This is a genomic window from Pseudomonas sp. MF6755 (assembly GCF_016405635.1).
In the GTDB taxonomy this organism is placed as follows: domain Bacteria; phylum Pseudomonadota; class Gammaproteobacteria; order Pseudomonadales; family Pseudomonadaceae; genus Aquipseudomonas; species Aquipseudomonas haemolytica.
Genome location: NZ_JAEKDA010000006.1, coordinates 39,066 through 52,766 on the forward strand (window position 1 = coordinate 39,066; position 13,701 = coordinate 52,766).

Here is a 13,701-nt window from a genome sequence, read left to right on the forward strand (position 1 = left end):
ACTTGCTCAGGAACCCAGGGATGATCCACGGCACGTGTAACCGTTTGGTGACAGGTTTTGGTGATTGCGATGAAGGTTCGGTGAACGGTGCTGCGCCTAGCGCAACACGATGACGCGCCCCAGAAGGCTGTGCTGTTCAAAGCCCAGCACTGCTTGCAAGGCGTTCAAGGCCGCCACCGGGTCTTTGCTCGGGAAACTGCCGCTGACGCGCTTGGCGCCCATCTCGTCATTAAGCAGAAGAATTCGGCCAGGGTAATAACGCCGCAAGTCCTCAACCACATCGGCCAGCGGCGCCTTGTAGTAGTTGAGCCAGCCATCGCGCCAGGCCAGGCGAGATTCGCCGTCGACAGCGTGCATGACATCGGCGACACCATCGGCGTAAGCCACTTGCTGGCCGGCTGTCAGAACCTGCTGCGGGCCCTGTTTCGATGGCGTCACGCCCACCCGGCCGGACAACACAGTGACCTCTGCCCCGGCGGGTTGCAGGCGAACCTCAAACTGTGTGCCCAGTACCCGCGCTTCACCGCCACGCGCCTGCACCACAAAGGGCTGGCCGGTGTGGGTCACGCTGAAAAAGCCCGCCCCCCGCCGCAGTTGGATACGCCGTTCGCCATGCCTGAAATCTAGGGCGATGGCACTGTCGGCGTCGAGGGTGACCCTGGAGTAATCGGCCAGGGTGAAGGTCTTCACCTCCCCCGGCGCCGTCACGTAATCGGCACCCAGTTCATCGACCCAGCGCGACGGCTGCCAACCGGCGCCCATCGACACCATCGCCAGCAGGCAGGCGGCAATGGCCAAGGCGCCGGACCAACGCGCTGCACGGGAGCGCTTGGCGGTGTTCATTTTATTGAGGTACGCCTGCAAGGCCAGCGCATCCTCATCGGCCAGCTTGCGTGCGGGTACTTCGCTCAGCTCCCACAGCACCTGGGCCTGGGCGTAAGCCTCGACATGCGCAGGATCGGCGCGCAGCCAGCGGCTGAACGTGGCCTGGTCGCCGCTGCTGGGCTGGTCATGCAGCAGGCTTAGCCAGTCGAGTGCGGCCTGCTCCTGGGCGGGCGTGGGCGTAACGTTCACGGTGCTTTCCCTGGCGTGCGTGGCGGCGATGGTTCACGAAGGCTGGCCTTGCAGGCTTCGAGGGCGCGCATCATATGTTTTTCCACGGCACTTTGGGACAGCCCCATGGCCTTGGCAATTTCTGCGTACTTGCGCCCGTGGATACGGTTAAGCAGGAAAATCTGGCGGGTGCGCTCGGGCAAACTGCGCAAAGCAGCCTCCACATGGCGCAGGTCGTTACCCGCTTCCAGCGCCGCCTGGGGTTCGCAACCCTGGTGATCTGGCTGTTCGGGCAACCAGCCTTCACTGCTGCGGGCCCGCGCACCTTCGCTGCGCAGGTGGTCGATGGCGATATTGCCGGCGCAGCGCAGCAGGTAGGTACTGAGTTCTTCAACCTGAACCAAGGGGCGACGCCAGAAGCGCAGGAACAAATCCTGCACCAGGTCGGCCGCGGTGGCGCGGCAACCGACACGGCGGCTGACCAGCGCCTCCATTTGCGAACGCTGGGACAAGAACACCTGCAGGAAATGCGCACGCCCACCGGCCGCATCGGTGTGCGGGTTGTCCTGGGGTTCCGGCGGAGTGCTGATCATCATGGCAGCCTCAGGACAGGGCGAACGCCGCAACAGGGCTGGCCAGCAAGCCGACGCCCGCCAGGGTCAAGGCCAGCCTCGGCCGATACGGCAACAGCAACACCAGCACCAAGGCGCTGAGCATCAATACCGCACACCACTCCACCAGGCCCTGGCTCCAGCCTGCGGCAAGCACCGCTGGCCAGATCGAGACAATCAGCAGCAACCAACCGCCCAGCCGCAGCCCCAGGCGCCGAGCGGGCGAGGGTTTACTGTGCAGCAGCTCGCCGTGGTGACGATCGGTGGACAGGCACAGTGCGGTAAACCCGGCGTAGCACATCAGCAGCGCGAGGAGCATCAGTTGGCCTCCTGCTTGAGCGTCAACCCACGCGCACGTTCGGCCTTGGGTTGCGGTGCGGCGCGATGGTGCATCTTCCAGGCCGCCCAGGCGAGGAACACGCCGCTGGCCAGGCAGGTCAGGTCGAAGCCGGCCATGGCCCAGTCGCCGTTCATCAGGGAAACACCCAAGTGCTGCGAGGTGGTGAGGGCGTTAAGCAGAGGGATCGCCGCAAACAGCAACGCGCCGATGCTCAGTTGTTCGACCCAGCCCTGGCGACCGCGACGCAGCATGGCGTGGATCACAGTCAGGCCCCAGGCGATAAAGAACGCCTGCACTTCCCAGTCGGAGCGTTCGGCGAAGCTCACCGGCAACAGCCGGTTGGCCCAGAAGAACGCGGCGATCGCGATCATCAAGCCGGACATGCTGGCGATATTCAGCACTTCCACCAGGCGCAGCTCAAAGGGCATAACACCGCTCTTGGCGTGCTTGAGCTGGCGCTTGCCGAGCCAGATCACCAGCCCGGTGCCAATCATCGCCGTGCCCGCCAGGCCGCAGATAAAGTACAGCCAACGCAGCACCGGGCCGGCGAAATGGCCCATGTGCAAACCGTAGAAACTGCCACTGATCACCGCAGGCAAAGACGACTCCCCACTGGCGTGCAACAGCTCGCCGGTGGTGCCGTTGAACGACAAGGTGCTGCCTGAGGCATGCACTACGCTATCGGAGCCGGCGCGAAACACATTGACCGAGGCGTTGACATCGCTGGGGTTGTTGACCGCCACGCGCCCCACATGGCCGCCCGCCCACTGCTCCCGTGCCTGTTGGTACATCGGCATTAACGGCAGTAACTGCCCCGGTTGGCCGAGGGCCGGCGCGTTATTGGTGCTGGGGAACAACTCATTGAAGAACGCCCGGCTGTCATCGCCGTAGGACGCCATGATCGGCGCGGGCATGACCATGTTCATGAAAATCACCAGGCTGCTGTAGGTGATCATCAGGTGAAACGGCAGCACCAGCACACCCACCGCGTTGTGCCCGTCCAGCCAGGAGCGCTGGCCTTTGCGCGGACGGAAGGTGAAGAAGTCCTTGAAGATTTTCTTGTGGGTGATGATGCCGGTGATCAGCGCGACAAACATCACCATGGCCGCGATGGTCGACAGCCAGCGACCCCACGGGTAGGGCATTTGCAACTGGAAGTGGAAACGATAGAAGAACTCGCCGCCCTTGCTTTCACGGGCCTGCACGGGCTGGCCGGTGACAGGATCAAGGACTTTCTGGATGAAGTTGCCACGTTTGCCGGGCTCGACCTTGTCTTGCCACATCACCGACAAGCCGGGGTCACGGCTGGTCGGCAAGGTAATGAACCAGCGTGCAGCAGTGGGCGCCTGCTGTTGCAGATAGCTTTGCGCCACGGCGAGGCTGCGCCCGTCATCCAGGGGATGGGCCTGCACTTCGGGCTGCATCCAATGGGTTATTTCGTCTTTGAAATAGGCCAGGGTGCCGGTCAGGAAAATCGCGAACAGCAGCCAGCCGAAGATCAAACCGGCCCAGGTGTGCAGCCAGGCCATGGCCTGGCGAAAGCCCTCTTTCATGTGCGCACCATCCAGAAACCTACACCGGCCAGGGTGGCGAACAGCGCACTCGGCACCATCACCCCTGCCCAGGCACGCCACGCCGTACGGCAGGCGAAGCACCAGAGTACCGCCAGCAGGTAGAACACAAACGAACTCATCATGCCGGTGACCACCGCATCGGCGCGGGAGGTGGGCAGCCAGAGGGCCAGGCAGATGGCGGCCAGGGACGCCATCAAGTAGCCGCCGACAACGGCCGCCAGCACACGCGAGGTGACGGCGAGGCGATAGGGAACGGGCAATGAGGTTTTGCTTTTCATGCGGCAGGCGCCAAGTTAATCAGCGCGCAATATTAATGATAAATATTCTCATAAGCAAAAGAGAACGGATGAATCACCTGCGCGGGCGGATTGCCGAACCTTGTCCTGCGCCCTACAATGCGAACAATTCTTGTTCTCTAAAGCATGCCGATGCTTATGGAGTGATCGCGTTGCAGCCGTCCAACACTGTCGAAGTTCTGTACAACGACCATCACCACTGGCTCACCGGCTGGTTGCGACGCAAGCTCGGCTGCCCGGAAAACGCCGCCGACCTGGCGCAGGACACCTTTATTCGGGTGCTCAGCGCGCGGGAAACCCCGACGCTGATCGAGCCCCGCGCCTTCCTCACCACCGTGGCCAAGCGCGTGCTGTTCAACTTCTATCGCCGCCAGGACCTGGAGCGCGCCTACCTCGATGCCTTGGCGCAAATGCCCGAACATGTGGCACCGTCGGAAGAAGACCGCGCAATCATCCTGCAAACCCTGCTGGAGCTGGACCAACTGCTCGACGGCTTGCCCAGACTGGTTAAACGCGCCTTCCTGCTGGCACAACTCGATGGCCTGACCTACGCGCAGATCAGCGCGGAACTGGGCATCTCCATCGCCACGGTCAAACGCCACCTGACTAAAGCGGCCATGCGCTGCTATTTCGCCCTATGAACGTCTCCAGCCAAGTCGCCGAGCAAGCCGTGCACTGGCTGCTGGAAATGCAGCAAGGCACGCTCAACCCACGCCGACAAGCAGCCTGGCAACAATGGCTGGACGCTCACAGCGAACACCAGCGCGCCTGGGAGCAGATCCAACGGGTCAACCAACGCCTGCGCGGCATGCCCTCGCCGCTGGCCCATGCGACGTTGAATGCACCGACCTCCAACAGCCGACGCCAGGCGCTGAAGCTGCTGTTGATCCTCGGTGCCGGTACGGCGGCGGCCTGGAGCCTGCGCCAGCACCATATCTTGCCGCCGTTGAGCGCCGACTATCGCAGCCCGGTGGGCCAGCGTCGTACCGTACAACTGGCCGATGGCAGCCAGCTGAAACTCAATACGGGCAGCGCGGTGGATGTGCATTTCGATGGGCGGCAACGGCTCATCCGCCTGCTCGAAGGCGAAATTCTGCTGACCACCCGTGCAGGTAATACGCCCTTGCGCGTGCTGACCGGCCAGGGCCTGATCAGCAGCCAGGCAGCGCGCCTGAATGTGCGCCAGTTCAACGACCACACCCAACTGGCGGTGCTGGCCGGCCAGGTCGAGGTGATGCCCAACAGCTACAGTGGCCTGCCGCTGAGCGTCGAGGCGGCACGCCAGGTCAATTTCACCCGCAAAGGCTGGGACACCCCACGCCCAACCGACGCCAACAGCGGCGCCTGGGCCGACGGCATGCTGGTGGCCGCGCATATGCGCCTGGAAGACTTCCTCAGCGAATTGGGGCGTTATCGCCGCGGCCAGCTCAACTGCGACCCGCAAGTGGCGAACCTGCTGCTGTCCGGCAGCTACCCGCTGGATGACAGCGAACGCATCCTCGACCTGCTGGAGGTCAGCCTGCCGGTGAAAGTGCGGCGCTTTACGCGCTATTGGGTGACCGTGCAGGCGCGTGCCTGAATTTATTTTTTCTGTGTGTGAGCCGTTTTCCGTACCTCGCGTGACAGAGAAGGAAAGCCACCTTGATCCTTCCTTCTCAGGACCGCCTTCATGCCCCAGCAACCGACGCTTCTTGCCCGCACCTTGCGCCAACTCCTACTGGGCGCCAGCCTCAGCCTGACCGTGCTGCCCCCTGCGATGGCGGCTGACGCCAAGGCTTACCACATCGCGCCGACTACCCTGGAAGCGGCCCTGAATCAATTTGGTCGCGAAGCCGGTGTGCTGGTGTCCTTCGGTTCTGAAGTGACTGCCGGTCTGCAAAGCCGTGGGCTGTCGGGCAATTACAGCGCTGCCGACGGGCTGCAGAAACTGCTGGAAGGCACCGGCCTGCAAGCCCGGGCCGAGGGCGACAATGCCTTCAGCCTGCAACCGGCTGGTGCTCCCACCACTCTGGAATTGCAGACCTCCAACGTGGTCGGCGACTGGCTCGGTGACGCGGCGCAAACCAATGTGTTCGAACACCCCGGCGCCCGTGACGTCATCCGCCGTGAGGAGTTCGAGCGCCAGGGCGCCACCCAGGCCCGCGACGTGCTCAACCGCATCCCCGGCGTCAACGCCCCGGAAAACAACGGCACCGGCAGCCACGACATGGCGCTGAACTTCGGCATTCGCGGGCTCAACCCACGCCTGGCGTCGCGCTCCACGGTGTTGATGGATGGCATTCCGGTGCCCTTCGCGCCCTACGGCCAGCCGCAGTTGTCGTTTGCGCCGATCAGCATGGGCAATATGGACGCGGTGGACGTGGTACGCGGCGGCGGCGCGGTGCGTTACGGCCCGCAAAACGTCGGCGGCATCGTCAACTTCGTCACCCGCGCCATCCCGGATACGCCCACGGTCAAGGGCGGCTTGCAGACCGAGACCAGCCCGTCTTCCAGCCACGACGGTTTCAAGACCACCGGCAACCTGCTGGCCGGCGGCACTGGCGACAATGGCCTGGGCGGCGCGATCCTGTACTCCGGCACCCGCGGCGGCGACTGGCGCGAAAACAGCAACACGCGCATCGACGACCTGATCCTCAAGGGCAAATACCAGCTGGACGACGCCAATAGCTTCAACGCCATGGCGCAGTACTACGAAGGCCAAGCCGATATGCCCGGCGGTTTGAACGTCAAGGACTACAAGGCCGACCCGTACCAGTCGACCCGGCCCTACGATAAATTCTGGGGCCGCCGTACGATGTTCAACGTCGGCTATCGCTACGAGCAGGACCGACGCGAATTCACGGTCAACAGTTTCTTTACCAAAACCCTGCGCAGCGGCTACCTGGACCAGGGCAGCTTCCTGTCGCTATCGCCCCGCGAATATTGGGTACGCGGCCTGGAAACCCGCTTCGCCCAGGGCTTCGACCTCGGCCCGACCAGCCATGAAGTGGGCGTGGGCTACCGCTACATCAATGAAGCCGGCCACGAATTGCGCTACCGCACGCCGATTGCCGCCAACCAGCAAATCCCGACCACCAACAGCCGCAACGACCGCGACACGCGCGGCGGCACCGAAGCCAACGCGTTCTTCATCGACGACCGCATTGATATCGGCAAGTGGACCATCACCCCGGGCATCCGCTACGAGATGATCGAGTCCCAGCAGACCAACAACCTGAGCAACGTCAAATACAAGGGCGACTACAACACCGCACTGCCGGCAATGAACGTGCTCTACCACCTCACCGACGACTGGAACCTCTACGCCAACACCGAAGGCTCGTTCGGCAGCGTGCAGTACAGCCAGATGCCCAACCGCGTGAACAGCGGCGAAGTGAAGCCGGAAAAAGCCCGCACCTGGGAGCTCGGCACACGCTATGACAACGGCACCCTGCGTGCGGAGATCGGCGCGTTCCTGATCAACTTCGACAACCAGTACGACAGCAACCAGACCAACGACACGGTGATTGCCCGTGGTGAAACGCGCCACCAGGGCATCGAGTCGAGCATCAACTATGCCCTCGACGGCCTGAGCCCGGCGCTGGCCGGTTTCGATGTGTACGCCACCTACGCCTATGTCGACGCGACCATCCGCGAAGACGGCTCGAACAAAGGCAACCGTGTGCCCTTCTCGTCCAAGCACAAAGGCACCCTCGGCGTGGGTTACACCGAAGGCCCATGGAAGCTCAACCTGGACAGCAGCTACCAGAGCAGCCAGTTTGCCGACAACGCCAACACCCAGGCCGAGAGCGCCGACGGTGCCAATGGGCGGATCCCCGGCTACATGCTGTTCAGCAGCCGTGCGGCGTATGACTTTGGCCCGCAATTGTCGGACTTGAATGTGGCGGTGGGGGTGAAGAACATCTTCAACAAGCAGTACTACACCCGCTCGTTCGACGACAACAACAAGGGCAAGTATGTGGGTGAGCCGCGCACGTTGTATGTGCAGACCTCTATCGCGTTCTGATTGAAGTCTGCAGAACAACACAGGACCAACTGTGGGAGGGGGCTTGCTCCCGATGGCGGTGTGTCAGTCGGTAAATTTGCCACTGATACACCGCCATCGGGAGCAAGCCCCCTCCCACATTGGTCCCCAGTGGCTTCAGCTACCCGCCAGGCAACTGGGCGTGGCCGCCACCAGTGCATCGATGGCACAACGCGTCTTGGCCGGCATATGCGCCGCCGTCGGCCAGATGACATGGATCGGCGCCGGCTGCTCGCGATAGCTGGGTAATACCGCCTGCAGTTGCCCCCGCAACGCATAGTGGGCAATCAGCCAACTCGGCAACCAGGCCAGGCCCACGCCCGCGATGGCGGCGTCCGCTACCGCTTGGAGGTCATCCAACACCAAGGGCGAGGCCAGGCGCGAGTGATGCGCGGTGGTATTGCTGCGGTAGGCAATGCCGCGATGAGTGGCCAAGTCTTCGATACTTTCAATGCTCCCCCTGCGCTGCACATACGCCGGTGACGCCGCCAGCCCCATGACTTGCTGCCCCAGGCGGCGTGCACTCAGGCGGTCGGTATCCGGCAACGGGCCGATCCGCACGGCCAAATCGAAGCCTTCCTGCGCCAGATCGATCATGCGGTCGGAGAAGCAAATCTCGATTTCCAGCTCAGGGTAACGATCCATCAAGCCCCACAACGCCGGGGCCGCATAGTGGTGACCAAAGGCCAACGGCACGCTGGCTCGCAGCCGTCCACGTGGCTGCTGCCGGCCACTTTCCAGCACCGATTCGGCGGCTTCCAGTTCGGCCAGCGCGCGCAAGCAATGCTCGTAGTACGCCTGCCCACCCTCGGTCAACCGTTGACGCCGCGTAGAGCGCTGCAACAAGCGAGTACCTAGCCGCGCCTCCAGGCGCGCCAAGCCTTTACCGACAGCAGAGCGCGTGAGGTTCAGTCGCTCGGCAGCTTCAGTCAGGTTGCCGCTCTCGACGATTTGCAAAAACAGTTCGACACCATCAAAACGCGGGGTAGCCATGAGTCAATTGTCGCCTTTTATTCCCTTATCAGCGGAAAACTTATCACGAATAAGGAACCATCTTCCCGAGAGAATAGTGTTCTCACCTATTTAAAGGAACCTGCCATGCCACCCGCCGCCGCTGTATCGGCCCTCAGCCCGCCGCGCACCACCAGAAATGGCCTGGCCCTCACCGCCGTCTGCCTCGTGGCCCTGATGTTCGGCCTGGAAATCTCCAGCGTGCCGGTCATCCTGCCGACGCTCGAGCAACAACTGGGCACCGGCTTCCAGGACGCCCAATGGATCATGAATGCCTACACCCTGGCGTGTACCAGCGTGTTGATGGCAGCGGGTACATTGGCGGATCGCTTCGGCAGGCGGCGCATGCTGGTGTTGTGCCTGTGGCTGTTCGGGCTGGCATCGTTGGCCTGTGGGTTGGCCGACAGCGCTTCCACGCTAATCGTGGCGCGGTTTGTCCAGGGTATCGGCGCCGGGGCGATGATGATTTGCCAATTCGCCATCTTGTCCCATCAGTTCCGCGAACCGGCGGCGCGAGCGCGGGCGTTTGCGATATGGGGCGTGATCGCCGGCGTGGGCCTGGGGTTCGGGCCGATGGTGGGCGCATTGATCCTGGCCGTGGCGGACTGGCGTTGGGTGTTCCTGGCGCATGTGCCGCTGACCCTGTTCACCTTGGCGCTACTGCATGTCAGCGTGCAGGAATCTCGTGACCCGGCCAGCCATCGCCTCGACATCGCCGGTATGCTGACCTTGACGCTGGCGGTGTTCGCACTGGTCTATTTCATCACCCAGGGCAGCGACAACGGCTTTGGCACCCCGGCGATGCTGGGATGGGCCGGCCTGTCAGTGGTGGCGCTGCTGCTGTTTATCCTGATTGAACGCCGCAGCGCCCAGCCGATGTTCGACTTCTCGGTGTTCCGTATCCAGCGCTTCAACGGTGCATTGATGGGCTCGATCGGCATGAACTTCAGCTTCTGGCCGTTCATGATCTACCTGCCGTTGTATTTCCAGGCGGGCCTGGGCTACGACACCTTGACCACCGGCGCCGCCCTGCTCGCCTACACCTTGCCCACTTTGCTGGTGCCGCCGCTGGCCGAGCGCCTGGCCCTGCGCTACGGCGCCGAGCGCATCATCCCCGTGGGGCTGGGGGCGATGGGCGCGGGATTCCTGGCCATGGCCGCCGTCAATACCGCCGCACAGCCCGACACTGCACTGGTGCTGCTCAGTTGCGTGATCGCCGGCACTGGGCTGGCGCTGACCAACTCGCCCACCACCAACACCACCACCGGCGCCGTTTCCGCCGACCGTGCGGGCATGGCCTCGGGTATCGACTTCAGCGCACGGCTGATCACCCTAGCACTCAACATCGCGTTGATGGGCTTGGTGCTGTTGCTGGGTATCAGCCATCACCTGGCCAATGTGCTGCCTGACAGCACAGCATTGGAGTGGGCAACCCTTAGTCAACATATTGCCGCAGGCAAGTTGAACGCGCCGGGGCTGACTGCCCCCGATGCACAGGCGGCACTGCGCAGCGGCGCCGGTTGGGCCATGCTGTTCGCGGGTTTGGGAGCGTGCGGGTTGGCAGTACTGAGCCGGTATTTCTTCAGGCTCCGTAGCTGAACGAAAACGGGCCTGCATGTGCAGGCCCGTTTTCAGTGGGGTGTTAAAAAACGGTCAGCCGTTAATTACAGCGTTTTCGTTTTCCAGAAATTCCTCTTCGAGTGCGTCCTCATTCACTTTGTTGATTGGCTGGTTTTTCGCGGCAGCGCGGGGCTTGCCTTGCAGTTTGCCAAACAGGTGTTCCAACGCATGGTCCAGTTTGGTGGCGGCGCCATCGATCGCTTGTTCCAGCGTATCGGCTTTATGGCACACGGAAACTGGTTGATGGCCCTTTGGCCGGGCTTCCAGGCGGCAACTCAAATCGTGGGGACCGGGCTTGTCGCCGTTCTCATCCCGCAGGTAGACCTCCACGCGGGTCAGGTCTTCTTCGTAACGTTCGAGCGTGCTCTCAATGGTAGTACGTACCCACTCCTCCAGTCGGATGCTGCTTTCAATATGGTTATCGCTATTGACTTGGATTTGCATAGTTCTTCCCTTATTTCAGCTAGCTCGCCAGAGGTCACAAACTGCAACACCGGGGTGGTGAAACCATGACCTCCTGATTACACAATTGAGCACCCGCTGAAACAATTCAACCCCTTTGCAAAGATAAATCCCACATTACAAATTAACCCTGACGCCGGGCAAAAACGCTGTTAGGGTGGGGAGTTAGTTACATCTTCTTACGTCCAACCAACCTCACAATTGCCCCTCTCCCAAGGGGTGCAATCCGCGAAAAACCCCTGCTTCTTCCACCAGCCAATCATGCACCGCACGCACGCCCGGATGGCTCAACGCACCCGGCGCATACAGCAGCACGTAGCGTTTATGGTTGGGTACGGCCAGGCCGAACGGCACGATCAAGGTGCCGCGCTCCAATTCATCATTGAGCAAGGTGCGCCGCGCAATGGCCACGCCCATGCCGGCGATGGCGGCTTCGATGGTCAGGTGGTTGCGGTTGAAGGTGTGCCCGCGCCGCACGTCCGCGCCGTGGTAGCCAATGGCATTCAGGTAGAACTCCCACTCGGCATATTCATAACTCCCACGCCAGGCAGTGATGTCGTGCAATAGCGGAAAATGCGCAAGGTCAGCCGGGCCATGCAGCGGCGGCCGGCCACGCAACAGGCTGGGCGCGCACACCGGGAATATCTGCTCGTCCAACAGGGCTGTGGATAACAGGCCGGGGTAGCTGCCGTCGTTCAGGTCAATGGCCAGGTCAAAATCACCTTCGTGCAGGGCGATGCTGCTGTCTTCGGCAACCATGCGTAGCTGAATGTCTGGAAAACGCTGCTGCAAGCGTGGCAGGCGCGGGGTCAGCCACTTGCCGAGAAACGACGGGATCGAACGCAGGCGCAAAGTGCCGCTGATCATCCCCGCATCCAGGCGCTGCAACTCCGCATCAATGCTGCCATACGCCTCCCCCACTACCGCCGACAGGCGCTGCCCCTCGGCGCTCAGCTCTACGCCCCGCGCCCGCCGATGAAACAGCCGAAACCCCAGGCGCTCCTCCAACTGGCGAATCTGCTGGCTCACCGCCCCCGGCGTGATGTGCAGTTCTTCGGCGCAACGGGTGAACGACAAATGCCGTGCCGCGCAGGAAAACACGTGCAACCAGACATAGGTCTGGCCGTGAAGGGGGCGAGTCATAGCGTTTAGTCCTGCTAAAGGGTGTCTTAGGATAATTCGTTGGTCAGTGCCGATCCAGAGGCTCAGTATCGCGCCAATTGCGCTCGTCCTACAAAACATGGCAGCGATTTCTACTCCATTGCTTGTAAGGGTTTAGCATGGCTATCAGTGTTTTTGATCTATTCAAGGTGGGCATTGGTCCCTCCAGTTCCCATACCGTCGGCCCGATGCGCGCTGCGGCAACCTTTGCCCAGGCCCTGACCGACCAGCATTTACTCAGTCAAACCCGCCGCGTCGAAGTGCGCCTGTACGGCTCGTTGTCCGCCACCGGCATCGGCCATGCCACCGACCGCGCCTGTGTCATGGGCTTGATGGGCGAATGGCCGGACCGGGTCGACCCCACCTCGATCAATGCGCGTATCCAGCAATTACGCGAGTCCGGCCAATTGCTGCTCGCGGGTTCCCAGGAAATTGCCTTCAACTGGCATGCCGACCTCCTGCTACTGGACGAAAGCCTGCCCTACCACCCCAACGCCATGTCCCTGCACGCCTATGGCGACAAAGGCCTGCTGAGCGAACAAACCTATTACTCGGTGGGCGGTGGCTTCATCATCGAAGCCGCCGAAGCGGCCTCGGGCATTGCGCCGAGCAGCGATGTGGAACTGCCTTACGACTTTTCCAGTGCCGTGGAACTGCTGGCCTTGTGCAACAAGCACGGCCTGCGAGTTTCCGAACTGATGATGGCCAACGAACGTGCGTGGCGCAGCGACGAAGAAATCCGCAGCGGCCTGCTGCATATCTGGTCGGTGATGCGCGAATGCGTGGAACAGGGCCTGCGCGACGAAGGCATCCTGCCCGGTGGCCTGGACGTGCCAAGGCGCGCAGCCAAGTTGCACCGCAGCCTGTTGGAAATCGGCAAACCCAACGTCATCACCTCGACCTTATCTGCGATGGAATGGGTCAACCTGTTCGCCCTCGCCGTCAACGAAGAAAACGCCGCCGGCGGGCGCATGGTCACCGCGCCGACCAATGGTGCGGCCGGGATCATCCCGGCAGTGCTGCATTACTACATGAAGTTCAACCCTGACGCGTCCGATGACGACGTGGTCAATTTCTTCCTGGCCGCCGCCGCCGTCGGCATCCTCTGCAAGAAAAACGCCTCGATCTCCGGCGCCGAAGTCGGCTGCCAGGGCGAAGTCGGCTCGGCTTGCGCCATGGCCGCCGCCGGCTTGGCCGATATCCTCGGCGCCACCCCGGAGCAACTGGAAAACGCTGCCGAAATCGGCCTGGAACACAACCTCGGCCTGACCTGCGACCCGGTCGGCGGTCTGGTGCAAGTGCCGTGCATCGAGCGCAACGCCATCGCTGCAGTCAAGGCGATCAACGCCACGCAAATGGCCCTGCGCGGTGACGGCAAGCACTTCATCTCCCTCGACCGGGTCATCCGCACCATGCGTGATACCGGCGCCGATATGCATGACAAATACAAAGAAACTTCACGGGGCGGCCTGGCGGTCAGCTGGGTGGAGTGCTGATCGGAGCACTGCTACCCGCCCCATACGTGAGCCCGCGCAAAAATAATAACGAG

Annotated in this window: 13 protein-coding genes; 5 read left to right on the top strand and 8 right to left on the bottom strand. The window is 62.4% G+C overall.

What is annotated here, in order from left to right:
* Positions 1-96 precede the first annotated feature (96 nt).
* The 5 genes from JFT66_RS08960 to JFT66_RS08980 are packed head-to-tail and all read right to left on the bottom strand — an operon-like array spanning position 97 to position 3,856.
* The gene (locus JFT66_RS08960; RefSeq protein WP_198859133.1) at positions 97-1,074 is read right to left on the bottom strand and encodes a FecR family protein; all 978 of its coding nucleotides are present in this window, start codon (positions 1,072-1,074) and stop codon (positions 97-99) included.
* Positions 1,071-1,649 (bottom strand): RNA polymerase sigma factor, encoded by a 579-nt coding sequence (locus JFT66_RS08965; protein ID WP_034118267.1) that lies wholly within the window; start codon positions 1,647-1,649, stop codon positions 1,071-1,073. The genes JFT66_RS08960 and JFT66_RS08965 overlap by 4 nt, the downstream gene beginning before the upstream one ends.
* 7 nt (positions 1,650-1,656) lie before the next feature.
* Positions 1,657-1,983, bottom strand: coding sequence for a DUF3325 domain-containing protein (locus JFT66_RS08970; protein WP_153870267.1), 327 nt, complete (start codon positions 1,981-1,983; stop codon positions 1,657-1,659).
* On the bottom strand, positions 1,983-3,557 hold the full coding sequence (locus JFT66_RS08975) for a PepSY-associated TM helix domain-containing protein (protein WP_198859134.1): 1,575 nt from the start codon (positions 3,555-3,557) through the stop codon (positions 1,983-1,985). Before JFT66_RS08975 ends, JFT66_RS08970 begins: the two co-directional genes overlap by 1 nt.
* A complete protein-coding gene (locus JFT66_RS08980; protein WP_034118264.1) occupies positions 3,554-3,856 on the bottom strand; it encodes a DUF3649 domain-containing protein in 303 nt (100 codons plus the stop codon). Before JFT66_RS08980 ends, JFT66_RS08975 begins: the two co-directional genes overlap by 4 nt.
* Positions 3,857-4,026: 170 nt before the next feature.
* Between JFT66_RS08980 and JFT66_RS08985 the strand changes: the two genes are divergently transcribed.
* From JFT66_RS08985 to fecA, 3 genes are all read left to right on the top strand, one after another.
* Complete coding sequence (locus JFT66_RS08985; protein WP_198859210.1) at positions 4,027-4,515, top strand: sigma-70 family RNA polymerase sigma factor; 489 nt, start codon at positions 4,027-4,029, stop codon at positions 4,513-4,515.
* Positions 4,512-5,453, top strand: coding sequence for a FecR domain-containing protein (locus JFT66_RS08990; RefSeq protein ID WP_034118262.1), 942 nt, complete (start codon positions 4,512-4,514; stop codon positions 5,451-5,453). The genes JFT66_RS08985 and JFT66_RS08990 overlap by 4 nt, the downstream gene beginning before the upstream one ends.
* Before the next feature lie 90 nt (positions 5,454-5,543).
* Complete coding sequence (gene fecA / locus JFT66_RS08995) at positions 5,544-7,880, top strand: TonB-dependent Fe(3+) dicitrate receptor FecA (RefSeq protein ID WP_198859135.1); 2,337 nt, start codon at positions 5,544-5,546, stop codon at positions 7,878-7,880.
* A gap of 135 nt (positions 7,881-8,015) precedes the next feature.
* Here fecA and JFT66_RS09000 read toward each other — a convergent pair whose 3' ends face one another.
* Complete coding sequence (locus tag JFT66_RS09000) at positions 8,016-8,891, bottom strand: LysR family transcriptional regulator (RefSeq protein WP_198859136.1); 876 nt, start codon at positions 8,889-8,891, stop codon at positions 8,016-8,018.
* A gap of 105 nt (positions 8,892-8,996) precedes the next feature.
* Between JFT66_RS09000 and JFT66_RS09005 the strand changes: the two genes are divergently transcribed.
* A complete protein-coding gene (locus tag JFT66_RS09005; RefSeq protein WP_198859137.1) occupies positions 8,997-10,508 on the top strand; it encodes an MFS transporter in 1,512 nt (503 codons plus the stop codon).
* 54 nt (positions 10,509-10,562) lie between these two features.
* Here the strand turns inward: JFT66_RS09005 and JFT66_RS09010 are convergent, their stop codons facing one another.
* Both JFT66_RS09010 and JFT66_RS09015 read right to left on the bottom strand, forming a co-directional pair.
* Positions 10,563-10,973, bottom strand: coding sequence for an HPF/RaiA family ribosome-associated protein (locus JFT66_RS09010; protein WP_034118258.1), 411 nt, complete (start codon positions 10,971-10,973; stop codon positions 10,563-10,565).
* Positions 10,974-11,186: 213 nt separating this feature from the next.
* Positions 11,187-12,134, bottom strand: coding sequence for a LysR substrate-binding domain-containing protein (locus JFT66_RS09015; RefSeq protein WP_034118257.1), 948 nt, complete (start codon positions 12,132-12,134; stop codon positions 11,187-11,189).
* Between the two features lie 137 nt (positions 12,135-12,271).
* Here JFT66_RS09015 and JFT66_RS09020 point away from each other — a divergent pair, with 137 nt between their 5' ends.
* The gene (locus tag JFT66_RS09020) at positions 12,272-13,648 is read left to right on the top strand and encodes an L-serine ammonia-lyase (protein WP_034118256.1); all 1,377 of its coding nucleotides are present in this window, start codon (positions 12,272-12,274) and stop codon (positions 13,646-13,648) included.
* Positions 13,649-13,701: the final 53 nt, after the last annotated feature.

Bases quoted from the DNA above. Each gene is read 5' to 3' on its own strand.
- JFT66_RS08965 (WP_034118267.1), bottom strand. From the start codon at position 1,649: ATGATGATCAGCACTCCGCCGGAACCCCAGGACAACCCGCACACCGAT.
- JFT66_RS08970 (WP_153870267.1), bottom strand. From the start codon at position 1,983: ATGCTCCTCGCGCTGCTGATGTGCTACGCCGGGTTTACCGCACTGTGC.
- JFT66_RS08975 (WP_198859134.1), bottom strand. From the start codon at position 3,557: ATGAAAGAGGGCTTTCGCCAGGCCATGGCCTGGCTGCACACCTGGGCC.
- JFT66_RS08980 (WP_034118264.1), bottom strand. From the start codon at position 3,856: ATGAAAAGCAAAACCTCATTGCCCGTTCCCTATCGCCTCGCCGTCACC.
- JFT66_RS08990 (WP_034118262.1), top strand. From the start codon at position 4,512: ATGAACGTCTCCAGCCAAGTCGCCGAGCAAGCCGTGCACTGGCTGCTG.
- fecA (WP_198859135.1), top strand. From the start codon at position 5,544: ATGCCCCAGCAACCGACGCTTCTTGCCCGCACCTTGCGCCAACTCCTA.
- JFT66_RS09000 (WP_198859136.1), bottom strand. From the start codon at position 8,891: ATGGCTACCCCGCGTTTTGATGGTGTCGAACTGTTTTTGCAAATCGTC.
- JFT66_RS09005 (WP_198859137.1), top strand. From the start codon at position 8,997: ATGCCACCCGCCGCCGCTGTATCGGCCCTCAGCCCGCCGCGCACCACC.
- JFT66_RS09010 (WP_034118258.1), bottom strand. From the start codon at position 10,973: ATGCAAATCCAAGTCAATAGCGATAACCATATTGAAAGCAGCATCCGA.
- JFT66_RS09015 (WP_034118257.1), bottom strand. From the start codon at position 12,134: ATGACTCGCCCCCTTCACGGCCAGACCTATGTCTGGTTGCACGTGTTT.
- JFT66_RS09020 (WP_034118256.1), top strand. From the start codon at position 12,272: ATGGCTATCAGTGTTTTTGATCTATTCAAGGTGGGCATTGGTCCCTCC.